The organism is Pseudomonas sp. GL_091 (assembly GCF_057837725.1).
The window spans coordinates 2,844,840-2,871,185 of record NZ_CM174451.1 but is presented as its reverse complement, the minus strand read 5'-3'; the positions used below and the strand labels follow the sequence as shown (position 1 = coordinate 2,871,185).

Genomic DNA, 26,346 nt, shown 5'->3' with positions numbered 1-26,346 from the left:
CATAAGGAAGGAAACTCGATGGACAGGCTCGACAATCAACTGCACCAACTGCATCAAGAAGGTTTGCTGATCCTCACCAACGTCGCCGATGCCGCCGGGGCGCGGCTGGTGGAACAACTGGGCAACAAGGCCGTGGCCACCAGCAGCGCGGCGGTCGCCTGGGTACATGGCTATCCGGACGGCAACACCCTGCCCCTTGAGCGCCTGGTCTCGACGGTCGAGTCGATTGCCCGGATCATTTCGGTGCCGCTGACCGTGGACATCGAAGCCGGTTATTCCGATGACCTGGGACGGGTGGCCCAGGTGGTTGATGCGGTGATCGCCGCCGGCGCGGTCGGGATCAACATCGAAGACGGCTCCTCGCCGCCGGAGTTGCTGGTACGCAAGATTGAAATCGCTCGCCAGGTGGCCGATCGACGCAACGTGAACCTGTTTATCAATGCGCGCACCGATGTCTACCTTCGAGGCCTGGTGCCTGCCGAAGATCGCGTCGCCGAAACCCTCAGGCGCGCTGCGCTGTATCAGGCGGCCGGTGCCAATGGCCTGTTTGCCGCCGGCGTTACCGCGGAGTACGAGATCAAGGCGCTGTGCCAGGGCACCTCGCTGCCACTGAATGTGCTCGGGTTCCCGGGCCTGCCATCCCCCGAAGTGCTTGAGGCACTCGGTGTACGCCGCCTGACCGCAGGTTCGGGCATCGCCGAATTCCTCTACGGTGCCATGGCCGGCATCACCAAAAGTTTTCTGCAAACCGGCCGGTTCGATAGCCACGACCTGAAGGCTTTGACCTATGGCGAAGTCAACGCCCTGCTGAAACCGTCCGGGAAAGCCTGAGCCCATGGCCGACGGCTATCAAGCGGCCAGTGCGTTCCTGGCGGCCATCGATGACGACTGGCGCCGCCACATCGACGCCATTGGCCCGTGTCTGCACCAGCCGCATGCGGCCCGTGACCCGTATGAGTCGCTGGTGCGGGCGATTGCCTATCAGCAACTGCATGCCAAGGCTGGCGATGCGATAGTCGGCCGGCTGCTGGCGCTGTTCGGTTCAGGTTCGTTTCCCCGGCCTGAACAGATCGTCGCCACGGATTTCGACCGACTGCGCAGTTGCGGGTTTTCCGCGAGCAAGATCGCGACCATCCAGGGTATCGCCCAGGCGTCGCTGGACGGCGTGGTGCCGGATTACGCCACGGCGCTGGCCATGGACGATGAAGCGCTGATTGAGCGCCTGATCACCCTGCGCGGTGTGGGCCGCTGGACCGTGGAGATGCTGCTGATCTACAGCCTGGAACGCCCGGATATCCTGCCGGCCGATGATTTTGGCGTGCGTGAGGGCTATCGACGGCTCAAGGGGCTGGAGGTGCAGCCGACGCGCAAGCAGATGATCGAGATCGGGTTGGCGTGGAGCCCTTACCGCACGGTAGCCTCCTGGTATTTGTGGCGGGTGCCCGGGCGGTAGACCGAGTTATCGTTCTTCGCGAGCAAGCCCAGTCAATACATCACCCGAAACTGATCACAACCCCGACTTCAACCGACTGAACGCCCTGATCAACGCCCGGTTGAACGCCTTGCCATTATCATTCTTGCTGTACAGCGAAGCCCTGACCGCAGCCGGCGGATACGTCCCCGGATCATCGCGAATCGCCGGGTCGACCAAGCCGTCCGCCGCCGTGATCGCATTGGCGTAATGGATGGTGTCGGTGATCGGCGCGATCACTTCCGGGGTCATCAGGTAGTCCATCAATGCCAGGCCGGCCTTCGGATGCGGCGCGTCCTTGGGAATGACCATGGCATCGAACCAGATCAGCGTGCCCTCCTGCGGAATCCGGTACTTCAGCGAATACGGCTTGCCCGCCGCTTCTGCCTGGCCCGCCGCGATGGCCACGTTGCCGTTCCACGACATCGCCACGCAGGTGTTGCCGTTGGCCAGGTCGCTGATGTTCAGGTCGTTGTCGAAGTAGCGAATGTACGGACGAATCTTTGCCAGTTGCTGCTCGGCCAGCTTCAGGTCATCGAGGTTCTGGCGGTTGATGTCCAGGCCCATGTACTTCATGACCGCCGCAAACACTTCATTGGGATCGTTGAGCAGGCTGACCCCGCAATCGGCGAATTTCGCGACCACGGCCGGGTCGAACAACATCGCCCAACTGTCGGTCGGCGCGTCGGGCAGGCGCTGTTTGACCGCCTGCTCCTGATAACCCACGCCCGTGGTGCCCCAGGCGTAGATCCCGGCATAGCGGTTGCCCGGATCGAACACCGCCATGTGCTGGCGGAACTCCTCGCCGACGCCGGCGAAATGCGGCAATTGCTGTTTGTCGACCGTCTGCACCGCGCCACTCTCGATGGCCCGGGACAGATGCTGCCCCGCCGTCAGCACCAGATCGTAGCCACTGCGGCCGGTGAGCAGCTTGGTCTCGACGGTTTCCAGGGAATCGAAGTGGTCGGCCACCACATGGATGCCGGTTTTCGCTTCAAAGTTCTTCAAGGTGTCCGGGGCCAGATACTCACCCCAGATGTACAGGTTGACCACCGGTTTGGTGGTATCGGCGGCCTGCACACACAGGGGTGCAAGCACCAGCAGTATTGCTTGAGTCAGTTTGTGCAGGCCCACGATCACGCTCCTTTCTTGTTGGAGTGGGTGCCGGCGTACTGCGGCATGGTGATGCACGCGACGTTGCCGCCACCGAGGAGGATTTCCCGGGAGTTTTCGATGCCGACGATGCTGTGTTTCGGGAACAGCTCGGCCAGGGTCGCCAACGCCACCTTGTCGTTGCGATCACCGAACAGCGGCACCACGATGGAACTGTTGCCGGCGTAGTAGTTGATGTACGACGCGCAGATCTTCGTCCCGGCCTGACGGGAGTGGGTGCTGTCCTGCTGGTCCAGGCCTTCGGCTTCTTCGGCGGTCCACTCCAGCACATCCGGTTGCGGCAGCTTGTGCACGATCAACTCGCGGCCGCGACTGTCGCGGGTGCTACGCAGAATGTCGTAGGCCTCCTGATAGATTTCCCACTGCGGGTCGTTGCGATTATCAGTCCATTGCAGCACCACTTCACCGGGGCGCACGAAACACGCCAGGTCGTCGACATGACCATCGGTTTCGTCGAACTTGCAGCCCCGTGGCAGCCAGATCACCTGCTCGGCGCCGAGGTAATCGGTCAGACGACGGGTGACTTCGTCCTTGCCCAGGTGCTGGTTGCGATTACGGTTGAGCAGGCATTGTTCGGTGGTCAGGATGCTGCCCTGGCCGTCGCTCTGGATGCCGCCCAGTTCGGCGATCAACGGCGCGCGATAGCGGTCGAAGCGTTCGATTTCGAGGATCTTGCCGGCGATCTGGTCGTCCTTGTCCCACGGGTAGTACAGGCCGCCGTCGAGGCCGCCGTAGGCATTGAACTCGAAATCGACGCCGCGCACTTCGCCGCTCTGGTCATTGACCACGAAGCACGGGCCGCTGTCGCGGAACCAGGTGTCGTTGCAGGTCATTTCCACCACGCGCACTTGCGGCGGCAACTGGCGGCGCGCGGTGGCGAACTGTGCCGCCGAGGCGCACACCGTGACCGGTTCGCTCATGGAAATGGCGGTGACGATCTGCACCCAGACTTTCTGCGCAGGCTTGGCACCGTTGCGCCAGACATCGGTGCGCTCTGGCCAGCCGAGCCAGCAACCGGACTTGGCTTCGAATTCACCGGGCAGACGGAAACCGTCCTGTTTGGGGGTGGTGTCGAGCAAACGGGCCATGGTCAAACCTCTTCAGCAGGGATTGGAATGACCACAGGCTAAGGGCGTTGGCGACTGGCTCGCCAACGATGATTATTTCGGAATACTTGAATCTAACTCATCAATCGAGCAACTGATCGTTGAACCATTCCAGCATCTGCGCCACCGCCGGACGCTCCAGCCGCAGCCGCTCGCACACCAGCGCATATTGACCCAGCGCAGTCATGCTCGACGTGAACGGCCGTACCAGCCGACCGCTGAGCAAATCTTCCTGTGCCGTCAGGTTGTCGCCCATGGCCACGCCCTGCCCTTGGGCCGCGGCCTCCAGTGCCAGCCCGGCATGGGCGAAATACAGTTGCCGATCGGGGCGTTGATCGCCGGCATGACTGGTGAGCCACGCGGTCCAGGTCTTGCCGTCCTGGTCGTCGTGCAGCAGACAGTGGCGGGCCAGGTCCTTCGGGGTTTTCAGCGTGCCCTGGTTGAACAGGCCGGGGCTGCACACCGGGAAGAACTGCAACGCTGGCAGCGGCCGGACGAAATACGCGGTGCTGTCCACCGGGCCGGTGCCGTAGGTGATCGCCAGGTCGATGTCTTCCCCGGGCGCCGTGGCGTCGATCGGTTGTTCGTACAGATGCAGGGTGATGTGCGGGTAGCGCGCGTAGAAATCCGTGAGGCGGCTCATCAGCCACTTTTGCGCCAGCTCGGCGGTGACCGCCAGACGCAATACCGCCAGGGATGAAGGGTCGCGCAGTTCATCGCAGGCGTCGCCAATCAGTTCGAAAGCCTGCTGCAAACTCTGCATCAGGCGACCGGCGGCCAGGGTCGGGCGAATCTGCCGGCCTTCGCGCACGAAAAGCGACACACCGAGCTGCTCCTCGAGTTGGCGAATCTGGTGGCTGACCGCGCTGTCGGTGACACACAACTCGGCCGCCGCCCGACCGAAATGGGCGTGACGGGCGGCGCATTCGAAGGTTCGCAGGGCTGCCAGGGAAGGTAGTCGTCGCATCAGGTCATGTCCCGGTTTCGAGGGGGACATGCTGACTTGGCCTTTGGTGGGCGTCCAGTGGGACTGCGTTATCGTTCTTCGTCGGCACTATCACTGCAAATCTTCTAGGCTGAACGGGATCACTCAAGCCACCGGAGCCCCCCATGCAACTCGAAGGTTCCTGCCATTGCGGCGCGGTGTCGTTCAGTCTGACCAGCGCCCACCCCTACCCTTACCAGCGTTGCTACTGCTCGATCTGCCGCAAAACCCAGGGCGGTGGCGGTTATGCGATCAACCTCGGTGGCGATGCCGCCAGCCTCAAGGTTCGCGGACGCAAACACATCGCGACTTACCATGCGCGAATCAAGGAAGAAGGCGACAAACGCGCCCACAGCAGCACCGCCGAGCGGCATTTCTGCTCGGTTTGCGGCTCGGGTCTGTGGTTGTTCAGTCCGGAGTGGCCGGAGTTGATCCACCCGTTCGCCTCGGCCATCGATACCCCGCTGCCGGTGCCGCCGGAACACACGCACCTGATGCTGGGTTCGAAGGCGACGTGGGTTGAGGTCCAGGCGCAGCCAAGGGATAAACAGTTCGATGTGTACCCCGAAGAGTCCATCGCGCAATGGCATGAACGCCTGGGTCTGCGTTGCTGACGCCCCCTTCGCGAGCAGGCTCGCGAAGGCGTCCGCAAAACAACACCGAATAATCAGGCCGCAGCCGGCACACCGCTATGAAAACGGAATTCCACGTCCGGCGACTCGATCAGATCCTGCTCGGCGGCGCGGACCTTGTCGATCACCTGGGCGATGTCCTTGGCGTCGCCGTACTGGTAGGCCAGTTTCAGATAACCCTGGAAATGCCGAGCCTCACTCTTGAGCAGACCGAAGTAGAACTTGCCCAGTTCTTCGTCCAGGTGCGGCACCAGCGCTTCGAAACGTTCGCAACTGCGGGCCTCGATGAACGCCCCCACCACCAGGGTGTCCACCAGCTTCACCGGTTCGTGACTGCGTACCACCTTGCGCAGCCCCGACGCGTAACGCCCGGCGGACAGCTGGCGCAGTTCGATCTTGCGCCGTTTCATCAGGCGCATGACCTGTTCGTGGTGCACCAGTTCTTCCCGGGCCAGGCGCGACATCATGTTGATCAGATCGACGTGGGAGTGATACTTGGCGATCAGGCTCAATGCGGTACTGGCGGCCTTGAATTCGCAGTTCTTGTGGTCGATCAGCAGGGTTTCCTGATCGGCCAGCGCGGCCTGGATCCAGCCGTCGGGGGTGCGGCAGCCAAGGAACTCGTGAATTTCGGGAAGGATCATGGGGCTCACGGAAAAATAGGTTCAAAACGAAGGGCGCCGATTATACCGGCCTGCCCGCAGACCACCAGTCGCCAACCGTTGATATGCATCAAGTCCCCGAATCGCAGACAGCAACTATAGTTGTGCAACGCCGTGCTTTTTTATTTTCAGGAGATCGCGCACATGCAAGCCGTTCGCAGCATTCTGGTGGTCATCGACCCCGAACATTCCGAAAGCCTGGCGCTCAAACGGGCGAAGTTGATCGCCGGTGTGACCCAGGCACAGTTGCATCTGCTGGTGTGCGACCCCAAGCATGATCACAGTGGCATGTTGGGTGTGCTCAAGGCCGCTTTACTGGAAGACGGTTACAACATCACCACTGAGCAGGCCTGGAATCAGAGCCTGCATCAAACCATCATCGATGTGCAGCAAGCCGAAGGCTGCGGTCTTGTGGTGAAGCAGCACTTTCCCGACAGCGCACTGAAAAAGGCCCTGCTGACACCCGAGGACTGGAAATTGCTGCGCCAATGCCCTTCCCCGGTACTGCTGGTGAAAACCGCTGGTTCATGGAAAGACAAAGTGATCCTGGCAGCCGTCGACGTCGGCAACAGCGACCTCGAACACCGCCACCTGCACGACACCATCATTGATCATGGCTATGACATCGCAACCCTGGCCAAGGCCCACTTGCACGTGATCAGCGCCCACCCGTCGCCGATGCTGTCTTCGGCCGACCCGACGTTTCAACTCAGCGAAACCATCCAGGCGCGCTACCGCGAGCAATGCAAGTCGTTCCAGGCGGAATTCGACATCGACGATGATCACCTGCACATTGAGGAAGGCCCGGCGGATGTGCTGATTCCGTTCATGGTGCACAAACTGCAGGCGGCGGTGACGGTGATCGGTACCGTGGCCCGTAGCGGATTGTCTGGGACCTTGATCGGTAATACGGCGGAAGTGGTGCTCGATGCGGTGGAGAGCGATGTACTGGTGCTCAAGCCGACGGAAGTGGCGGATCACCTTGAGGAAATGGCCGACAAGCATTGAAGCCTGCCGGACATTTGTGGCGAGGGAGCTTGCTCCCGCTGGGTTGCGAAGCGACCCCTGCATTCTCGCAGACACACCGTGTCAGCCGAATTCGCGACGGCTGCGCCGCCGAGCGGGACGGTGCGGCGATCCGACAAGCTCCCTCGCCACAAAAAAACGTCAGCCGCCAAAAACATCCTTGAGGAACCCCGGCGCAATGTAGCGCTGGTAATGGGCCTCGGAAAGCAGGAAAAATTCCCGATCAATGGCATCGCGCAATTCCGGCAGGTTCCAGTCGCGAAATTCCGGCAGCAACACCATCCCGTAGGCTTCCAGGTTGTTGATCACCCGCGCACCCCGGGCGATCAACTGGTAGGCCCAACAATATTCCGACTGATGGGGCACGAAGCGGATCTTGCGCTGCTCCAGCTGCATTCTGAGCAGTGCCGGATCGAAAATTTCCACTTTGGCAGCCATCACCTGCGACAACAACTGCTCAAGACGCAGCCATACCGCGCGCTTTTCTTCCTCGTTGTAACCGTTCCAGTGGATCACTTCGTGGTGGAAACGCTTGCAGCCACGGCACACCAGATCACCGTAAACAGTGGAGCAGAGGCCGACGCAGGGTGTCTTGATGGTCTGATTGGGCATAGATAGGCAAAACGCGAAAAAGCAGAACAGGCCGGCATGTTAGCCCTTTGTCGGCCATTGATCACCCCTCAAAGTTCAGGGCCTATGGAGAATCGGGCTCTGGTGAGCGCCACCACCAAAGTCCAATAAACACTGACTTACCTTTAATTTTTTTTTGCCGTAGAATCAGCCTGCCTTTTTAGGCGCCAATGTCCGTTAGAAGCTGTTTTCAAAGCGTCACGAGCACAGTCGTTCCTTCAGAGCGGTGTTGGCGAGGGGTTTTTCCAGCGGGGAAAAGCCCAACGCCAACCCTCATCAGCTCCCGTTCTGCAGGCGTAAAACTTTGAAAGCAGCTTCTGTAAGGAATTGTCGGTAATTCTGGCTAAGTGGCTCACAACGCCATGCAGCGCATGAGTACGGCAATTTCGGGATGAGCGTCCCGGACACCCATTTGGGACCACTGATGAGGGTAATAACTGTGCTTGAAGCCTACCGCAAACATATCGAAGAGCGCGCAGCACTGGGTATCGTTCCCCAGCCGCTAAACGCCGAACAAACTGCAGGCCTGGTCGAGCTGCTGAAAAATCCCCCGGCTGGCGAAGAAGCATTCCTCGTTGACCTGATCACCAATCGCGTTCCGCCTGGAGTGGACGAAGCAGCCTATGTAAAGGCCGGCTTCCTGTCCGCTATCGCCAAAGGCGAAGCCAAATCCCCCCTGATCGACAAGAAGCGCGCTGTTGAACTGCTCGGCACCATGCAGGGCGGCTACAACATCGTGACTCTGGTTAATCTGCTGGACGACGCCGAACTGGCGCCAGTAGCGGCCGCAGAACTCAAGCACACCCTGCTGATGTTCGACGCCTTCCACGACGTCGCTGAAAAAGCCAAGAACGGTAACGTTCACGCCCAAGGCGTGCTGCAATCCTGGGCTGACGGCGAGTGGTTCGTGAAGCGCCCGACCCTGGCCGACAAGATCAGCCTGCGCGTGTTCAAGGTCACCGGCGAAACCAACACCGACGACCTGTCCCCTGCGCCTGATGCCTGGTCCCGTCCAGACATCCCGCTGCACGCCCTGGCCATGCTGAAAATGGCTCGCGACGGCATCGTGCCTGACGCACAAGGCGTCACCGGTCCGATGAAGCAGATCGAAGAAATGCGCAACGCCGGTTTCCCTATCGCCTACGTCGGTGACGTGGTCGGTACCGGCTCTTCGCGTAAATCGGCAACCAACTCCGTACTGTGGTTCTTCGGCGACGACGTTCCTTACGTGCCGAACAAGCGCGCCGGCGGTTTCTGCTTCGGCAGCAAGATCGCTCCGATCTTCTACAACACCATGGAAGATGCCGGCGCACTGCCAATCGAATTCGACGTTTCCAACATGCACATGGGCGACGTGATCGACCTGTACCCGCATGCTGGCAAAGTCTGCAAGCACGGCACCGACGAAGTCCTGACCACCTTCGAAATGAAGACCCCGGTCCTGTTGGACGAAGTTCGTGCTGGCGGCCGTATTCCGCTGATCATCGGCCGTGGCCTGACCGAGAAGGCTCGCACCGAGTTGGGTCTGCCACCTTCGACGCTGTTCAAGAAGCCTGAAGCTCCGGCTGAAAGCACCAAGGGTTTCACCCTGGCGCAGAAAATGGTCGGCAAGGCTTGCGGCGTGACCGGCGTTCGTCCAGGCACCTACTGCGAACCGAAGATGACCACCGTCGGTTCCCAGGACACCACCGGTCCTATGACCCGTGACGAACTGAAAGACCTGGCGTGCCTGGGCTTCTCGACCGATCTGGTGATGCAGTCCTTCTGCCACACCGCGGCCTACCCTAAGCCGATCGACGTGACCACCCACCACACCCTGCCTGACTTCATCATGACCCGCGGCGGCGTTTCCCTGCGTCCGGGCGACGGCATCATCCACTCGTGGCTGAACCGCATGCTGCTGCCAGACACCGTCGGTACCGGTGGTGACTCCCACACCCGTTTCCCGATCGGCATCTCGTTCCCGGCCGGTTCCGGTCTGGTTGCGTTCGCCGCAGCCACTGGCGTCATGCCGCTGGACATGCCTGAGTCGATCCTGGTTCGCTTCAAAGGTGAACTGCAGCCAGGCGTCACCCTGCGTGACCTGGTTCACGCCATTCCTTACTACGCGATCCAGGCTGGCCTGCTGACCGTAGAGAAGAAAGGCAAGAAGAACGCCTTCTCCGGTCGCATCCTGGAGATCGAAGGTCTGCCTAAACTGACCGTAGAGCAAGCGTTCGAACTGTCTGACGCCTCGGCTGAACGTTCGGCTGCCGGTTGCACCATCCAGCTGTCCAAAGAGTCGATTGCCGAATACCTGCAGTCCAACATCACCCTGCTGCGCTGGATGATCGGCGAAGGCTACGGCGATGCACGGACTCTGGAACGTCGCGCTCAAGCAATGGAAGCCTGGCTGGCCAACCCTGAGCTGCTGGAAGCGGACAAAGACGCTGAATACGCTGAAATCATCGAGATCGACCTGGCCGACATCAAAGAGCCTGTGCTCTGCGCGCCGAACGACCCGGACGACGCTCGCCTGCTCTCCAGCGTTGCTGGCGAGAAGATCGACGAAGTGTTCATCGGTTCGTGCATGACCAACATCGGTCACTTCCGCGCTGCCGGTAAACTGCTGGAACAGGTCAAGGGTCAGCTGCCAACCCGTCTGTGGCTGTCGCCGCCGACCAAGATGGACGCTCACCAGCTGACCGAAGAAGGCTACTACGGCATCTACGGCAAGGCCGGCGCTCGCATGGAAATGCCAGGCTGCTCGCTGTGCATGGGTAACCAGGCACGTGTAGAGCCGAACTCGACTGTCGTGTCGACTTCGACCCGTAACTTCCCGAACCGTCTGGGTGACGGCGCGAACGTCTACCTGGCTTCGGCTGAGCTTGCGTCCGTGGCTTCCATCCTGGGTCGCCTGCCGACCGTCGAGGAGTACATGGAATACGCTGGCAAGATCGACAGCATGGCGGCCGATGTCTACCGCTACCTGTCCTTCGACCAGATCGCCGAGTTCCGTGAAGCTGCTGCGAACGCCAACATCCCGGTCGTTCAAGCCTAACGTAGCAACGCAATGAAAAACGCCGCCCATCGTGAGATGAGCGGCGTTTTTTTATGCCTGTAATGGTCAAACGCGGTTCCTGTGGCGAGGGAGCTTGCTCCCGCTGGGCTGCACAGCAGCCCTAAAATCGGTTACTGCATTCCTACTGATGGACTGCATTGCCGGAATTGGGGTCGCTGCGCGACCCAGCGGGAGCAAGCTCCCTCGCCACAGACAATCACTCTTGGCTCACAGACCAGCTAGCGCCTGCTGCACCGCACCATCCACACTCAACCCACTCAGCACCACCCCGCTAACCTCCACCTGCGGCAACATCGCCAACGCCGTTTGTGCGTCGTCCTTGAGACGCGCCAGAATCAGCCGTTTGCCTTCCTGATGCACCCGCACAAAAAACTCCTGCAACGCCTCGATGCTGGTGCCATCCAGATCGGGGGATTCCTCAAGACTGAGAATCACCGTATGAACCAGCGCTTGCGAATGCCGGATCAGATGCAAGGCACCGCCAAGAATCCGCTCGACGTTGGCAAAGAACAACGCTTCATCCGGTCGCACAATCAACACGCCAGGCACTGCTTGCGCCGTTGGATGGCGTTGCAGGTCGACAAAGTCGTGACCGCCATCGATGCGCCCCAGAATCTGGATATCCGCCGCCGACATCTGCTTGAGCATCAACAACACACTGATCGCCACCGCCACCAGCAAGCCGTCCAGCACCCCCAGCACCAACACCGCACCCACGGCGCAGACGACCAGCAAGCGGTCTCGGCGCCAGATGAAATAGCGTCCCAGCGGCTGCAGGCTCAAGCCGCGCCCCAAAGCATGGATGACGATGGCGGCGAGGATCGGTTCCGGGGTCAGGGCGATGTAAGGCAGTACCGTCAGGACAATGGCCAGCACCACCAGCGCCGCCACGATACCGGCCAGGCGCGAAGTGGCACCCGCCGCCTCATTGGCCGACGTGGCCGAATACCCCGCTCCCGCCGGCATGCCGTGGAACAGGCCGGACAACAGGTTGGAAGCCCCCAGCGCCAGCAGGTCGCGGTTCGAGGTGACGCGGTCACCATGTTTTAGCGCATAAGAACTGATCGAGCCGTAGGACTCCGCATACAGAATCATCACCATGGCGAACGCCAATTCCCCCAGACGCAGCCAGTCGGCAAACGGCAGTACCGGCAACTTCGGCACCTCCAGGTTCAGGTCGATTACGCCGATCAGTTTCACGCCATGGGCTGGCAGGTCCAGCCACTGCCCCGCCGCAATGCCGATCACCACCACCAACAAACCAGCCGGCAAGCGCCGAAACTGCGCAAACAGCCATAACAAGGCCAATGCCACGGTGCCGACCGCCGCTGCAGCCCAGTTCCATTGCGGCAGTTGTTCCAACAATTGCGGCAGGAAGCCCACCAGGTTGGCATCGGTCAAATGCACGCCGACCACACTGGCGACCTGCTTGAGGATGATGGTCAGCGCCAGGCCAAAGGCAAAGCCGCGCAGCACCGGTTTGGCGATGAACGAGGTCACGCTGCCGAGCTTGAACAGCCCGGCCAGCAAGAAAAACGCCCCGGTCACCAACACCAGGCCGATGGCCAGGGTCGAGCGAAGCTCAGGGTCGCCATTGGCCAGGGTGGCGGTCGCGGCGGCCAGCACGGCGGCGGAGGATGAAGTGGCCGAGACAATCGCAAAGCGGCTGGTGCCGAACAAGCCATAACACAACAACCCGGCGAACAAGGCGATCACCCCGGCCTGGGGCGCCAGTGCGGCGATGCTTGAATAGGCGACCGCTTCGGGCAGCAACAGGCCGGCAATCGACAAACCCGCCAGCAGGTCCTGCCAGCGATTGGGTTGTTCAACGGGGTTTGACGGTGAGGCGCTCGACAATCCAGTGTCTCCAGGCGAAAAAAAACCGCTGCACGTATCACGTGCAGCGGCCACTGTAGCTGTCAATCCGGCACTGCGCGAGCAGGCCGCTCGATCACGCGGTCAGCGAGTAGATCAACGCCGTGATCGCCACCAGGCCCACCGCCGTCACGAAGACGTTGGACGCCTGACCGCGATAGCGTGCCATCGCCGGTACCTTGCGGATGGCGTACATCGGCATCAGGAACAGGATCGCCGCGATCACCGGGCCACCGAGGGTTTCGATCATGCCGAGGATGCTCGGGTTCAGCGTGGCGACGATCCAGCACACCACCAGCATGAAGGCAGCGGTCATGCGGTCCAGGGCCTTGGCGGACGGACGCTTGCCGCTCTTGACGATCAGGCCCTTGAGGCCTTCGCTGGCGCCGATGTAGTGCCCCAGGAACGACTTGGAAATGGCCACGAAGGCAATCAACGGCGCCGCGAAGGCGATGGTCGGATTGCTGAAGTGGTTAGCCAGGTACGACAGGATCGACAGGTTCTGCGCCTTGGCTTCAGCCAGTTGCGCTGGCGACAGGGTCAGCACGCAACTGAAGACGAAGAACAGCACCATGACCACCATCAGCAGGTGGGCGCGGGACAGGATCTGCGAGCTGCGCTCCTCGGCGTGCTCACCGTAGCGACGCTTCTGGTCCACGGCGAACGCCGAGATGATCGGCGAGTGGTTGAACGAGAACACCATCACCGGAATCGCCAGCCACAGGGTATGCAACAGCGCCGATGGTGCCGGCACGCTGCTCGCGGTGGTGAGGATGCCGCCGCTCCAGTGGGGAACCAGGTAAACCGCCAGGAACAGCAGCGCGACGATGAACGGGTAGACCATCAGGCTCATGGCCTTGACGATCAATTGCTCACCACAACGCACCACCGCCAGCAGACCGAGGATCAGCACCAGCGACAGCACGGCGCGCGGTGGCGGCGTGATGTGCAGTTGATGTTCCATGAAGCTGCCGACCGTGTTGGTCAGGGCCACGCTGTAGATCAGCAGGATCGGGAAAATCGCGAAGAAGTACAGCAAGGTGATCAGCGCGCCGGCCTTGATGCCGAAATGCTCTTCCACCACTTCAGTGATGTCGGCGCCTTCGCGACCGGACAGCACGAAGCGGGTCAGCCCGCGGTGTGCGTAGAACGTCATCGGAAACGCCAGCAACGCCAGGATCAGCAGCGGCCAGAAACCGCCCAGGCCTGCGTTGATCGGCAAAAACAGGGTTCCCGCACCAATCGCCGTACCAAACAGGCCCAGCATCCAGGTGGTGTCTTGGCGATTCCAGCTCGAAAGCGTCGCGGGTGTCGCTTCTACATAGCGTTCGTTAACGCTATTGGCCTGATCATTCATCCGGTGGGATCTCCACATTCCGGTCACTTGCCACCCGGCCAGGACGCGTCGGAATACCCGACAGGCAGCGCCCGGCCGAAACAGGGGCGGCATTCTGGGGGATTAGTGAGCAGAAGCAAAGACTTAGGTGAGGAACGGTGGTACCAGATAGTCGAAAAATACCCCTGTGGGAGCGAGCTTGCTCCGGGCGGCGTTCCGACGATAGCGGAGTATCAGTCGGAGAATATGTTGCATGTGCCGCAGCCATCGCGAGCAGGCTCGCTCCCACAAGGATCTGCGGTGCACCTGCGCTTCATCGCCAAAGCGCAGTCCGCACTTGATAAAGGTCGGGCGTCATGTATTTTTAACTGACCTGCATTCCTTCTGGAGTCTTCCCATGCCACTGGTTCGCGTCGACATCAAAAAACATCAGGACCCCACCCACGCCAAACGCATCGGCCAACTGATCTACGCCGCCATGCACAGCACCATCGGTGTGCCGCAGAACGATAATTTCCAGATACTCGCCGAACACGATGCGCAGCATTTCATCTTTGACCCCGGTTATCTGGGCATCAACCGCACGGACCAGTTGGTGGTAATCCAGATCACCATGAGCGAAGGCAGGACCGTCGAGCAGAAAAAACTCCTCTACAAAACCATCGCCGAGAGCCTTAACGCAGAGCTTGCCGTGCGCCAGGAGGACGTTTTCATTAATCTGGTGGAAGTGAAAAAAGAGAACTGGTCGTTCGGCAACGGGATTGCCCAATACGCCCTCTGATATTCAACCTGCAAACCGAGAATGACCCATGCCCCGAGTTTCCCGCAAACAAGCCGACCTCAACCGCGAAACCATAGTCGAAGCCGCCACCCGGCTGTTTCGCGAACGCGGCTTGCACGGGATCAGCGTTGTCGACGTGATGGCCGCCGCGGGCCTGACCCACGGCGGTTTCTACGGGCATTTCAAATCCAGGGAAGCCCTGGCGCAAGAGGCTAGCGGCCGGGCTTTCGAGCAGGCCGCGCAACGCTGGCAAGCGCGGGTGACCGAACAGGACAGCAAGGACGCCTCCCGCCGCGCCGTGGTCAAAACCTACTTGTCCAGCGAAAGCCGGGACAATCCGGGCGATAGCTGTCCGGTGGTGGCCTTTGCCGGGGACATGTGCCACGAGGCCGCCGAGAGCGGATTGCGCCAAACCTATCTGCAGGGCCTGAACAACCTGCTCGATTCCCTCGGTTCGCTGCTGGACTCAGAGGACGAAGCCGGCAAACGGCAGCAGGCGCTGGTACAGTATTCGCTGATGTTCGGTGCGCTGATGCTGTCCCGGGCCACCCGCGGCGATCCGCTGTCTGACGAAATTCTCGAGGCTGCCCGGGCCGTCCTCACGCCGTCGAAGTAAAGCGACCGCCCCCCAGCGCAATAAAAAGATCGCAGGCTTCGCCAGTTCCTGCACTGCGATCGCTGGTGGTTGCCAAGCCACCCTGAAATCAGCAATCTCAAGTGACGTTCGAGCCGATTTTTCGATGCCCACAGGGAGCCAAGCATGCCTGTAACCGTTCTGGTACTGGTTGAAACCATCAATGATTACCTGCCTATTCTCGAACATCAGGGTTTTCACCTGATCCTGGCCCCGACGCCCGCCGAGCGCGCCGAAGCCATCGCCCGCCATGCCGGGCAGATCGACGCCGTCCTCACCCGGGGCCCATTGGGGCTGTATGCCGACGAAATCGCCGCGCTGCCCAACCTCAAGATCATCTGCGTGATCGGCGCCGGCTATGAACACGTCGACCTGCAGGCCGCCGCTGATCGCGGCATCACCGTCACCAACGGTGCGGGTGTGAATGCGTCCTCGGTGGCCGACCATGCCATGGCGATGTTGCTCGCACTGGTGCGTGATATTCCCCGTTGCGACGCAGCTGTACGCCGGGGCGAGTGGCCAAAAATCATGCGCCCTTCCCTGGCCGGCAAACGCCTGGGTATTCTCGGCCTCGGCGCCGTCGGCATGGCCATCGCCAAACGCGCGTCCAATGGCTTCGACATGGCGGTGAGTTACCACAATCGTCAGCATCGCAGCGATGTGCCCTACACGTTCTGCTCGACGCCGACCGAACTGGCGCGCGCCTCTGACTTCCTGATCGTCGCCACGCCCGGCGGCCAGGGCACCAGGCACCTGATCAATCGCCAGGTACTCGACGCGTTGGGCCCCCAGGGGTTTATTGTCAACATCGCCCGGGCCAGCGTGATTGCCACCGCTGATCTGATCGCAGCCCTGGAGCAACGCCGGATCGCCGGCGCCGCGCTGGATGTGTTCGACGCCGAACCGAAGGTGCCGGATGTGCTCAAGACCCTGAGCAACGTGATCCTCACGCCCCATGTCGCCGGGCTGTCCCCGGAAGCCACCCAAGGCACCGTCGAACTGGTGGGCAAGAACCTCGTGGCGTTTTTCTCCGGCCAACCGGTGTTGACACCGATTGCCTTGCCCATGCCGATCACACCGTACTCGGTCACCGATTAAAGGACACCCAACAGCGTCCAGAGACGACGGGATTCGGCATCGGCCGAGATCAGCTCACCCAACAGTTCACTCAGCGGTTTGTTGCCCCACTCCACCCCCCTGCGAATCAAATAAGGGACGGGGCTGTGGGGTTCGGTACGTGCCAGGTACTCGGCAATCAACAGTAATTGTCGATAGGCCTCGTCGCGACTCGCCGGCTCGCGAAACACCTGAGGTGTGGATGGCATCGGCGCCAGCTCAGCCGATCCTGACGCCGCCAGGGATGGCGGCTCGACCGGCACCTCGGTCAACGGTCGTGGCTGCATGGCGATGAACTCCTGGACCAGTGTCAATAACGCTTCGATCACATCCTGCAAGCCCCTGAAGCCCGGTGCCTGGGCGCCGAGGTAAGCATCACTCCAGGCTTCCAGCCGTTGCAGATGTTGCAGGCCGGCCAGCAGGTTGTCCTGGCGGCGTAGCCAGTGGGACAGAGGCGTGGACCGGATCAGCTCGGTGAGTTTTTTGTGTTCGCCGCGCGCAGCTTCCGCCGCTGTTTTTGCCGCTTTGCTGTCATTGACCAGTACCTGTTGCAGCTGTAATCGCCGCCACGCTTCCAGACAATAACCTTCGAATTCACCGTGACGCGGATCGAGCAACGGCACCCGCGTCAGCAACACTTCGCTGTAGCGCCGCGCCAGCCATTCCAGGGGAATGACCCGCCATGACTGGTCACCGTCTTCGGCCCGAGGATGAAGCTGCTCGGGGTAGCGCTCGCATAGGCCCGCGACCAGTGCGAGGCTGCCCGGCAACCCGTCCAGGCCGTCCTGATGCAACCAGGCCTCACCGAGCCAGGCGCACACCATCAAATCCTTGCTGCGCTCGAGCAGCAACGTGGTGGTCAGCTTTTCCAGCTCGGGCCATTGCGCCCGCTTGATCGACGACTGCCAGACCCCCGTTGGCAGGCTGGTGTCGTCCTCCCGGCGCAGTTCACGGGCCTGGTCGAACTCACGCTCGTAACGCAAATCCTCGCCGCAAGGTGCCTGTTCGCTGATCGGTTCGAGCAGTCGGGCAATCAGCTCCGGCAACGGTGGTGAAGTCAAGTTCACAAGCCCTCCTCCTGAGTCATGACCGTCGCAGACGCGGTCGCCCTGGTTTGCATGAACGGTGAACGCGGGGCCCGGGTGGGCAGTGGTGGAATGGACAACGGCAATTTCGAGCCCTGGCTCATCAACGACACACGCACAAACATCAGCGTCTGCTCCGCAGTGCTGGCCTGTGCGGTGACCGGCAGGCGCAATGTCAGCGGAAAATCGGTGAAGTCCATGTTCGGCTGGCGTTGCACCGACTGGTGCGAACGGATCAAGCGCAGCAACGACCACGGGCCGCCGTACTCCCAACCGGCTTCGAAATCACGCACCATCAGGTTGGGCTGCATCGGATCATTGGCCGGGCGTTGCGAGCCGTTCCTGGCCCAGCGCAAGGTCAGCCGGACGGGTTGGCCGACCATCCAGCGCAAGTTCGGCTGCGGCTCGCCGGGGTAACTGATTTGTTGATTACCGGCATTCAAGCCCCAGGCAATCACTTGGTCGGCACCACGCTCCTCCTCGCGATCGGTGCGCCAGCGCACGTCCATTTCAACGCCGAGGATGCCACTCTTGTCCCGTACGAACAGCGGACCCAGCCAGGTGCTGGCCAGCTTCAAGCGGTTGAGGAAATCCTCGGCAGCCAGACGCTCCGGCGTCTGGCTCAGTTGCAACCCGGCCTGCGCCACGGGCAGTCGTTTGTCGATCAAGTCGAGGAAGTGCTGAACCCGGGCCGGGTCGGCGTCGGTGGCCTGCACGCCATTGGCGAACGGGAAGCGCTCGGCCAGGTATTGATTGAAATAGTTGGCCAGGTCGTTCCAGGCCGCCGCGGCTTGTTGCTGTTGCAAGAACTGACAGCGTTGCATCGCACTCTGTTGCAGATCCAGGGCTCGCAGGGCCAAGGTCCCGCGCCCGCCGGGCAAGCTGGCTGTCTGCAAAATCTGGCCGCAGGACGTGGCGTCCATTTCAATGAAGTCGCGGCTCACCAACTGCTCGATCTGGGCCGGCGAACTGGCGGGGTTCTGGTCCTTGTACTTGAGCAGTTCATCGTTGAGCGCGCTGAATTGCATGACGCGCTCGTAATCCAGCGCCGAGAGATTCTGTTGCTGGGTCTTCAACCACTCCAGCGCCGAGGTGCGCCGTTCGGTGATGGCGAGCATGGTGTTGAATTGCTGCTTGAGGCTCAGCTTCAAATCCTGCACATCAAGGGCGCCATACAGTTGCAGGCCGAGGTTTTTCGAGCCGTCCCACTGACTGATCTCACTGCGCCCGCTGAACAACGGCTGCGCGGTAATCTCCTCCAGACCGCTGACCACCTGGGCCATGGCGCGACGGTTCAGCGCGTTTTGCACACGCATGGCCAGATCGTTGCGATGGACCTCGGCGAAGGCTTTTTGCAAGGCCACGGCCTGTGGCGCCAGCACGTTGAAGACATCGTCGCCACGGGGTCGGTCATTCTGGTCCTTGAGACTCAACCACATGGCCTTGGCCGCCGCCCCCTCTGCCGCCTGAAGCACCGCATCGCGATACGCCGGGGGAATGCGTGGCAGTTCTTCGGCGGCATAACTCTTGTAGCTGGCAAAATAATTCAGCGCCGTACCGAGATCGTCACCATCGACGTTCTGCCCCTGAACGGCAGCGGCAGCCTGATCCGCGCGCAAGGCGATGGCCACGAAATCCCGTTTGAACAGGGCCTGTACCGCGTTGTTCAACTGGTTGACGTGCACTTGCAAGCTCAGTTGCCCGCTGCCTTGCTGAACCAGCAAGTTGCCCCGCGCCCCTGCCTGGGCGATCCACTGATCACGAAAGCTTTGCTGCAACCTGGAGGCTTGCTGGTCCAGCTGTTGCTCGACCTGCGGGCCGAGCAGGCTGCTCTGGCGCACCTTGTCCATCATCTCGCGATAACCCGGCACCAGGTCCTGACCCTTGCCGCGACTCCAGGCCGAGTTGGTCAGGCCGATCAGCGCTTGCAGGTCGTCGATCAGTGCGCGCAAGTCTTCGAGCTCCGCCAGGGAATTGCCGCTGCCGGCCTCCAGCCGTTCAAGATGCAGCTTGAGATAACCGGCCTGACGGACGAAGTTGTCGGCCAGAAAGTACTGGTCAAGCCAACGTTCCATGAGCCCGGAAAAATTCTCCTCAATGACCGCACGCTCCATGGCCAGGTCCAGGGGCTTCAATTCACCGCCATTGGCATCGAGCAACACCCGGTTGTAAAAACCTGCACGGTGCAACGTGCCGGCATTGAGGTTCAGGGACAGCGCGTTATTGCTCAGCAACGCCAGATCTTCGAGCGGCGCCTTGGGGTTGTTCAGCGCTTGATTGAACCATTGATTCTGTTGTTCAAGACGTACCGCGCGCTCCACCAGGTCCTTGGCCTTGACGTAATTTTGCCATTGGGCCGGGTCTTCGCTTTCGACGTTGCCACGTCGCTCGGTATTGCGAATGGCCTTGAGTTGCACCAGTTGCGCCTTCAGCAAGTCATGTAGCGGTTCCAGCATATGGCTCTGGGCAGTCAAGCGCAGTTGATCCTCCAGTTGCCTGTCCAGCGACGAGAACCAGGAGGTGGGAAACACCACCGAGGTGAAGCTCCAGCGTGGAGCCTTTTCCAGGACCCGCCAGAACCCCTGGACGTTGCGCCGGGTCGACTCCAGCCGATGGGACTCATCGGTGACTGCAACGTAATTCTTCTGTGCGCCTTGCAGCAGGCGCGACAGTTCATGAGCATCCTTGACCGAGTCCTGCCAGACCCAGAGCATGCTGGCGGCCCACACCACACCGACCGCCAGGGCCAACACACCGGTCAGTCGCTGCCAACGCTGACGCAGGCGCAGCAAGCGGGGCACCACCTGAGCCAGACCGCGCTCGGCAACCACCCGGCTTTGCCACAATTGCCGGGCAAACGCACTCTGCTGCAACCCGTTGTCATAGGCCGAGAACCCATCGGCAGCGTCTTGCGAAGGCTGGTTGGCGGTGAAGTACACCCCACGAAAACGTGGCGCCTCGCCTTGGGCATTGCCCTGAAATACCGGTTCGAGCACGGTTTGCAGGTGGTGCCTCAAGGCCTCGAATTGTTCCGGCAACCCAAACAGTTCGCCCTTGAGATGGCCGGACAACGCACCGATTTCAATGATCGATTCCGACAGGGCCCGATTCACCTGGTCCAGCGCCTGATCACTCCATTGCGCCTGCCAGGCCGCCTCGGGGCCAAAGGGTGAAGACCAGCCCAATGTGCGTTCGCGGGCTTCGACGGGGAGCACCGAAATCAGCTCCTGAAAACCCGGCAGCTCTTCCATGCCGGTAATCACCACGTACACCGGCAGGCTCAGGCCAAACCGCTGCAACAGTTCGATGAAGCGCCGGCGCGCCGCCAGACCGAGGTTCGCGGCCTGCTCGGCATTGCCCAGGCGGCTGACCGGCACGGTCCAGATCACCCCGTCCAGTGGCCGTTTGCTGCGCAGGCGCAGGATCAATCCCAACAAGCGCCACCAGCCGCCGCGCTGAAGACTCATGCCTTCATCGGGCAAAAACAGAGCCTGTGGCACCACCAGCACCGCGCCTTCGGGGTCCGACCACCAGCGCCCGAACCAGGCCGGTTTATCCGTCGGTTGCAAGCGCCACTGGCTGCACAACTGGGTGCCCTGGGTTTCGTCGCCGAGCATCAGTAACCATGGAATCTGGTAACGGTCCTGAGCGCCCTGCTCCTGTTCCATATGACGTACCGCGTTATAAAAACTGCGGATCGCCGCCCCGCTCTGGGTGCGTAACCACCATACCGCCACCGCGATGACCGCCAGCACCACCAACAGGACGATGACCAGCCCCACGATCCCCAGCGTGCTCATGCGTCTTGCTCCGAGGTGGCAACCGGGTCGGTACTCTGCAACACCGGGTCGAGCTCCTGGCGAATGTCACGCCAGAAGAACTGCCCCAGCCCGGTCAGAATCATGACCATGGCGAGAATGACCAGGCCAAGGCGAAAACCATCCGGTAACGACTGCCGCACCGGCAACTGCACTGCGGGCACTGCCGAAGGCTGCGCGAGCCGGGCGCTGACATCGGCATACTCCGCGTCGTGCTGCCAGGCAAACGTGAACAGCGCCAGGCGCAATTTTTCATGCTGGACCTGACTCTGCTCGCCGCGCAGCCGTCCTTCAAACCCCAACACCAGGCATTGCAAATAGACATTGGCCAGGTCGCGGGTGGCGGGAATCTGCTCGTCCAGCAACGTCTTGATCGCCGTTGGCAGTTTTTCACCGGCCTGACGGCTGGCGTACATCCGCGACTCCAGCGGTTTTTCTTGCCAGGCGGTCTGGCCCGGCCACGGCGTGAACAACAGCGTTTCATCGATCAATGCGACAAAGGCATAGACCAGTGCCTTGACCTGATCGGTCGCTGCCTCGCCAACCCGGGCGAAAGCCGTGCGCCACAAACGCTGGGAAATTTGCGTCGACAGATCGACCACCGCCTCCACCAGCGCATCGTCGTCGCTGTCCCTGGGCAACTGATTCCATTGCTCGGACCATTGCAACCAGGCTTCGCGAAATGCGCTGCTCAACGGTGCTTCGCGCAAGCCCCGTGTACCCGCCCCGGCATGCCCCTCGAACATACGACGCCCCTTCCCTGATCAGGCACTTTCACCGGCCTGTGCCACAAACAACACCACTTGCCATGGGCTGCTCGCCGGCTTGGCGGCCGGCGCGACAATCAGCAACGGCAATTGCCCGTCGAACCATTGACCCTCGGCCGTCACCACAAACAACCGCGTGTCGTCGCCGACGCTGTAGGCCACCTGCTCGTTACGGCTCATCACCTGATGGGGCAAACCGCTCATGCGCTGGCGACTGAGCAAGGGAACATGCGGCGCCGAGGCGATGATCGCGCCGCTCAGCCAATCGCCGGCAGCCTGTTCGCTGCTGCCGCTGGGCATGCGCAAACCAATGACCAGACGCTGGCTCGGCTGATCGTCCGGCAGTTGAATAGAAAAGCTCTGTTCGCTGCGTTCGAATGGCAGGCTGCGATAGCCGGCGCGGATCAATTCAAGGGTTCTTTCGAGCCAGTCCAGGACCGGTTCATAGCCGCGCTGCAGCTCCAGAAAATCCAGTGGGGCGAACGGTGGAACCCCGGCCAAAGGGTCCAGCGCGGACCAGGCACCGGCCAGCCCCAGCAACAAACCGTGCACTGCTTGCGGGGTGGCCAATCGGCTGTTCAGCGTACCCTCGACCTCCGGCAGACGCGCCCAGAGCGCCGTCAGTTGTCGACGGATTTCCAGCGCATCGTCTTGATTGCCGGCCTGTTGCGCCTGGCGCAGGCGGCCGGCCAGGAACATGCATTTCTCCCGCGTCCTGGCACACAGCCCGGCCACCCGGCGACCCAACACCGACTCGGGCAGCAGGCAAGGCGTGGGCGGTGTGTAGGGCAGCGAAAGGAAACCACCGCCCTCCTTGCGGATTTTCAGCAGTGGCAAACAGATGGAGTCGGCCTTGTTCAGTTGCGTGCACAACCGCGGATTCGGACGCCACACCGTGATCGACTCGGGGTACTCACCGCTGGTCAAATCCGGCAGCGCATCGCCGATCACCGATTGCAGCCGTCCCTTGAGCGGCAGCAATTGACCGGCACGCCATAATGGGCTGACGGCCAGGTACACAGTGACCGTGGCGTTTTCCGAAGCGTTGACCGCTTCGCTGACATCGAGCTCCAGCGCTGGCCCGGCGCCCACTTGCAGATTGATTGGCAAACCGTCCGGCAGCGTCGCTTGCAGATCGAGCAACCGCACCAGCCCGGCACTCAATGCGCCGGGGTCAAACTCGACCCGGCTCACGCCCCAGAACCATGGATTGCAGGCCTGGGCAAAATGCGCCACCAACGCCTCGGCTCGCAGCCCTTGCAACTGAAAATGCTGGGGCAGCAATTGCATGCCTTCGTGCCAGCAAACCGCGTCAGGTAACAGGCTCATACGACTCCCTTCGACGTCTACGTCGCCGCGCAAACCAGCGGCCGGGCAATGTGTTCACTGCGGAGTATTGCTGACCAGCGTCATCTCGCGACTGTCGAACTTGAGCCGGGCATCGCTCTGGTCATCGAGCCGTAACCGGTGTGCTCCGGGAGTGTTATAGCTGGCGAAGACCAAAAGTCCAGTTGCCCGCTTGCCCCCCAGCGGGAAGGGTTGTTTGTCGATGAACTGGCCGGGCACCAGTTCCAGCCCCCAAACCGTCATCAGTTGCCGGTAGTCGCGCTGGTATTGATCGCGCTCGGCGAACCACTGCCGCGCCGTGATGCCCGACAACTGCTTGAGCAGATCCGGATCATTGACGGCGATGAAATCCACGGCAATCGGCGTGTCGTCGTTGGCCTTCGGCGCGACGTCCAGGGTCAGGTTATCGAGGTCCACCCGAGGCCCGAAAAACGAGCACCCGGCGAGGGTCAGGAACAGGGCGAATGCAAAAAAACGTGCGCACAAAATGAATTTTCCTTTTCTCGGGTCGGTCCAAAATTGTTTTCGCTTGCATTTTTATAGACCTGTTCTAGCGTCTTGGATAGTTCGGCCCCCCATGCCGAATGTGCAAGGTTTGTCAAAGGAACGACAGGTCCATCTGCCACCCTTTCTAACCTACGGTCCAGCAAGGGAAAGCGATGAGCGGGCCTCCCGATGCATTGCGCCCGCTCATGCATCGGAGTCAGCCAACATGGCAGAAAGTACTCAGCACAAGCTCGACAGGGTCCGCCCACCCCGGGTGCAAATCACCTACGACGTCGAAATCGGCAACGCCATCGAGAAAAAAGAATTGCCGCTGGTCGTCGGCATTCTGGCCGACCTTTCCGGCAAGCCGCTCGAGCCGCTTCCCAAGCTCAATGAACGACGCTTCACCGAGATCGACCGCGACAACTTCAACGAAGTGCTCGCCTCGATTGCCCCCCGCGCCACCTTGCAGGTCACCAACACCCTCACTGGCGACGACAGCAAGCTCAACATCGAACTCAACTTCAAACACATCGACGACTTCGACCCGGTGAAGGTCGTCGAACAAGTGACCCCGCTGCGGCGCCTGTTCGAAGCGCGTCAGCGCCTGCGCGACCTGCTGACCAAGCTCGACGGTAACGATGACCTGGACAAACTGCTGCGCGACGTCATCGCCAATACCGAAGGCCTGCAAGAGATCAAGTCTGCCCGTCCGGATACCGCCGCCCCCGCAGGCGACAGCGAAGCACCGGCCGAACCGCAAGCCTGATCACTCATTCACTTAGGGAGACGTCGCCATGCCCGCTTCAGCCAGCGCCAACACCAGTGAAAGCACCACGCAAAGCCTGTCCCTGCTTGACCGCATCATCGCCGAAGGCCGCATGGCCCATGACGATAGCCAGCAGGACTATGCCCGCGACATGCTCGCGGAGTTCGCCACCCAGGTCCTCGACGAAGGCATGGCCATCGACAAGGACACCGTGGCGATGATCAACGACCGCATCAGCCAGATCGACCAGTTGATCAGCGCGCAACTCAACGAGGTGCTGCACCATCCCGAGCTACAGAAAATCGAAGCCTCCTGGCGTGGCCTGCACCTATTGGTGCAAAACACCGAAACCAGTTCCCGGTTGAAATTGCGCTTGCTCAACGTCACCCAGAAAGAGTTGCAGAACGATCTGGAAAAAGCCGTCGAGTTCGACCAGAGCGCGCTGTTCAAAAAGATCTACGAAGAGGAATACGGCACCTTCGGTGGTCACCCCTTCAGCCTGCTTGTTGGCGACTACACCTTCGGCCGCCACCCGCAGGACATCGGCCTGCTGGAAAAACTGTCGAACGTCGCCGCCGCCGCCCACGCCCCGTTCATTGCCGCCGCCAGCCCCCGGTTGTTCGACATGAACAGCTTCACCGAACTGGCCGTGCCGCGTGACCTGTCGAAAGTGTTCGAGAGCCAGGAACTGATCAAATGGCGCTCCTTCCGCGAAAGCGAAGACTCGCGCTACGTATCGCTGGTGCTGCCGCATTTCCTGCTGCGTTTGCCTTACGGTCCGGACACCTCGCCGGTGGAAGGCATCAATTACGTCGAGGACGTCAACGGCAGCGACCACGGCAAATACCTGTGGGGCAACGCCGCCTGGGCCTTGTCCCAGCGCATCACCGAAGCCTTCGCCAAATACGGCTGGTGTGCGGCGATTCGCGGGGCTGAAGGCGGCGGAGCGGTCGAGGGCTTGCCGGCCCACACCTTCCGCACCACCTCCGGCGACCTGTCGCTCAAGTGCCCGACCGAAGTGGCCATCACCGACCGCCGGGAAAAAGAGCTCAACGACCTGGGGTTCATCGCCCTGTGCCACAAGAAAAACAGCGACGTGGCAGTGTTCTTCGGCGGCCAGACCACCAACAAGTCCAAGCTCTACAACACCAACGAGGCCAACGCCAACGCGCGGATTTCGGCGATGTTGCCGTACGTGCTCGCGGCCTCGCGTTTCGCGCATTACCTGAAGGTGATCATGCGCGACAAGGTCGGCAGTTTCATGACCCGCGACAACGTGCAGACCTACCTCAACAACTGGATCGCCGACTACGTGCTGATCAACGACAACGCGCCGCAGGAGATCAAGGCGCAGTACCCGTTGCGCGAAGCCCGGGTCGATGTGACGGAAGTCGCGGGCAAGCCGGGGGCCTACAAGGCCACGGTATTCCTGCGGCCACACTTCCAGCTTGAAGAGCTGACCGCTTCGATCCGCCTGGTGGCCACCCTGCCACCACCGGTCGCCGCCTGACCTGCCCCCGCTCCCGTCGGCCGGCCCGACGGGAGTTCCCTGCTTATCTAGCGCGATAACCTTCAGGAGTTTCATG

The 26,346-nt window shown here is 61.4% G+C and carries 22 protein-coding genes; 10 read left to right on the top strand and 12 right to left on the bottom strand.

Features of this window, described 5'->3' with window-relative positions:
• The first annotated feature begins 18 nt into the window (after positions 1–18).
• Together AC3ITY_RS13150 and AC3ITY_RS13145 are read left to right on the top strand one after the other, a co-directional pair.
• A complete protein-coding gene (locus AC3ITY_RS13150; RefSeq protein WP_489309695.1) occupies positions 19–831 on the top strand; it encodes an isocitrate lyase/PEP mutase family protein in 813 nt (270 codons plus the stop codon).
• A gap of 4 nt (positions 832–835) precedes the next feature.
• Positions 836–1,453, top strand: coding sequence for a DNA-3-methyladenine glycosylase family protein (locus tag AC3ITY_RS13145; RefSeq protein ID WP_489309693.1), 618 nt, complete (start codon positions 836–838; stop codon positions 1,451–1,453).
• A 54-nt stretch (positions 1,454–1,507) separates the two neighbouring features.
• Here the strand turns inward: AC3ITY_RS13145 and AC3ITY_RS13140 are convergent, their stop codons facing one another.
• From AC3ITY_RS13140 to AC3ITY_RS13130, 3 genes are all read right to left on the bottom strand, one after another.
• The gene (locus tag AC3ITY_RS13140; protein ID WP_489309691.1) at positions 1,508–2,605 is read right to left on the bottom strand and encodes an extracellular solute-binding protein; all 1,098 of its coding nucleotides are present in this window, start codon (positions 2,603–2,605) and stop codon (positions 1,508–1,510) included.
• A 2-nt stretch (positions 2,606–2,607) separates the two neighbouring features.
• On the bottom strand, positions 2,608–3,732 hold the full coding sequence (gene aguA, locus AC3ITY_RS13135; RefSeq protein ID WP_489309689.1) for an agmatine deiminase: 1,125 nt from the start codon (positions 3,730–3,732) through the stop codon (positions 2,608–2,610).
• Positions 3,733–3,832: 100 nt separating this feature from the next.
• Positions 3,833–4,717, bottom strand: coding sequence for a LysR substrate-binding domain-containing protein (locus AC3ITY_RS13130; RefSeq protein ID WP_056727695.1), 885 nt, complete (start codon positions 4,715–4,717; stop codon positions 3,833–3,835).
• Between the two features lie 143 nt (positions 4,718–4,860).
• Between AC3ITY_RS13130 and AC3ITY_RS13125 the strand changes: the two genes are divergently transcribed.
• A complete protein-coding gene (locus tag AC3ITY_RS13125) occupies positions 4,861–5,349 on the top strand; it encodes a GFA family protein (RefSeq protein WP_489309687.1) in 489 nt (162 codons plus the stop codon).
• Between the two features lie 53 nt (positions 5,350–5,402).
• Here the strand turns inward: AC3ITY_RS13125 and AC3ITY_RS13120 are convergent, their stop codons facing one another.
• Positions 5,403–6,011, bottom strand: coding sequence for a MiaE family protein (locus AC3ITY_RS13120; protein WP_489309685.1), 609 nt, complete (start codon positions 6,009–6,011; stop codon positions 5,403–5,405).
• Between the two features lie 162 nt (positions 6,012–6,173).
• Between AC3ITY_RS13120 and AC3ITY_RS13115 the strand changes: the two genes are divergently transcribed.
• Entirely contained in the window at positions 6,174–7,037 is an 864-nt protein-coding gene (locus AC3ITY_RS13115; protein ID WP_489309683.1) for a universal stress protein, read from the top strand.
• A gap of 159 nt (positions 7,038–7,196) precedes the next feature.
• Here the strand turns inward: AC3ITY_RS13115 and AC3ITY_RS13110 are convergent, their stop codons facing one another.
• The gene (locus AC3ITY_RS13110) at positions 7,197–7,667 is read right to left on the bottom strand and encodes a DUF1289 domain-containing protein (RefSeq protein WP_103393678.1); all 471 of its coding nucleotides are present in this window, start codon (positions 7,665–7,667) and stop codon (positions 7,197–7,199) included.
• Positions 7,668–8,124: 457 nt separating this feature from the next.
• On the opposite strand from AC3ITY_RS13110, the gene acnB reads away from it, so the two are divergent.
• Positions 8,125–10,725, top strand: a complete 2,601-nt coding sequence (gene acnB / locus AC3ITY_RS13105) for a bifunctional aconitate hydratase 2/2-methylisocitrate dehydratase (RefSeq protein WP_223458174.1) — start codon at positions 8,125–8,127, stop codon at positions 10,723–10,725.
• Positions 10,726–10,953: 228 nt separating this feature from the next.
• Here the strand turns inward: acnB and AC3ITY_RS13100 are convergent, their stop codons facing one another.
• Positions 10,954–12,603 carry a SulP family inorganic anion transporter gene (locus AC3ITY_RS13100; RefSeq protein WP_489309680.1) on the bottom strand — a complete coding sequence of 550 codons (1,650 nt, stop codon included), beginning with the start codon at positions 12,601–12,603 and terminating at the stop codon, positions 10,954–10,956.
• 94 nt (positions 12,604–12,697) lie between these two features.
• On the bottom strand, positions 12,698–13,978 hold the full coding sequence (locus AC3ITY_RS13095) for a serine/threonine transporter (protein WP_489309678.1): 1,281 nt from the start codon (positions 13,976–13,978) through the stop codon (positions 12,698–12,700).
• 376 nt (positions 13,979–14,354) lie between these two features.
• Here AC3ITY_RS13095 and AC3ITY_RS13090 point away from each other — a divergent pair, with 376 nt between their 5' ends.
• The 3 genes from AC3ITY_RS13090 (at position 14,355) to AC3ITY_RS13080 (ending at position 16,470) form a co-directional block, all read left to right on the top strand.
• Positions 14,355–14,738 (top strand): tautomerase family protein, encoded by a 384-nt coding sequence (locus AC3ITY_RS13090; RefSeq protein ID WP_223458131.1) that lies wholly within the window; start codon positions 14,355–14,357, stop codon positions 14,736–14,738.
• Between the two features lie 28 nt (positions 14,739–14,766).
• Positions 14,767–15,354 (top strand): TetR/AcrR family transcriptional regulator, encoded by a 588-nt coding sequence (locus AC3ITY_RS13085; RefSeq protein WP_489309676.1) that lies wholly within the window; start codon positions 14,767–14,769, stop codon positions 15,352–15,354.
• A 144-nt stretch (positions 15,355–15,498) separates the two neighbouring features.
• The gene (locus AC3ITY_RS13080) at positions 15,499–16,470 is read left to right on the top strand and encodes a 2-hydroxyacid dehydrogenase (protein ID WP_489309674.1); all 972 of its coding nucleotides are present in this window, start codon (positions 15,499–15,501) and stop codon (positions 16,468–16,470) included.
• Here AC3ITY_RS13080 and tssA read toward each other — a convergent pair.
• Genes tssA through AC3ITY_RS13055 form a run of 5 tightly spaced genes read right to left on the bottom strand, consistent with a single transcriptional unit; the run spans position 16,467 to position 23,991 of the window.
• Positions 16,467–17,555, bottom strand: a complete 1,089-nt coding sequence (gene tssA / locus AC3ITY_RS13075; protein ID WP_489309672.1) for a type VI secretion system protein TssA — start codon at positions 17,553–17,555, stop codon at positions 16,467–16,469. The genes AC3ITY_RS13080 and tssA overlap by 4 nt on opposite strands.
• The gene (locus AC3ITY_RS13070) at positions 17,552–21,373 is read right to left on the bottom strand and encodes a type VI secretion system protein (RefSeq protein WP_489309670.1); all 3,822 of its coding nucleotides are present in this window, start codon (positions 21,371–21,373) and stop codon (positions 17,552–17,554) included. The genes tssA and AC3ITY_RS13070 overlap by 4 nt, the downstream gene beginning before the upstream one ends.
• Positions 21,370–22,137: a DotU family type IV/VI secretion system protein gene (locus tag AC3ITY_RS13065; RefSeq protein WP_489309668.1), complete on the bottom strand. Its 768-nt coding sequence runs from the start codon at positions 22,135–22,137 to the stop codon at positions 21,370–21,372. The genes AC3ITY_RS13070 and AC3ITY_RS13065 overlap by 4 nt, the downstream gene beginning before the upstream one ends.
• 18 nt (positions 22,138–22,155) lie before the next feature.
• Positions 22,156–23,487: a type VI secretion system baseplate subunit TssK gene (gene tssK / locus AC3ITY_RS13060; RefSeq protein WP_489309666.1), complete on the bottom strand. Its 1,332-nt coding sequence runs from the start codon at positions 23,485–23,487 to the stop codon at positions 22,156–22,158.
• 54 nt (positions 23,488–23,541) lie between these two features.
• Positions 23,542–23,991 (bottom strand): type VI secretion protein, encoded by a 450-nt coding sequence (locus AC3ITY_RS13055; protein ID WP_489309664.1) that lies wholly within the window; start codon positions 23,989–23,991, stop codon positions 23,542–23,544.
• Between the two features lie 226 nt (positions 23,992–24,217).
• On the opposite strand from AC3ITY_RS13055, the gene tssB reads away from it, so the two are divergent.
• Positions 24,218–24,760 (top strand): type VI secretion system contractile sheath small subunit, encoded by a 543-nt coding sequence (tssB, locus tag AC3ITY_RS13050; protein WP_008046673.1) that lies wholly within the window; start codon positions 24,218–24,220, stop codon positions 24,758–24,760.
• A 28-nt stretch (positions 24,761–24,788) separates the two neighbouring features.
• Positions 24,789–26,270 carry a type VI secretion system contractile sheath large subunit gene (gene tssC / locus AC3ITY_RS13045; protein ID WP_046037251.1) on the top strand — a complete coding sequence of 494 codons (1,482 nt, stop codon included), beginning with the start codon at positions 24,789–24,791 and terminating at the stop codon, positions 26,268–26,270.
• The last annotated feature ends 76 nt before the right edge of the window (positions 26,271–26,346 follow it).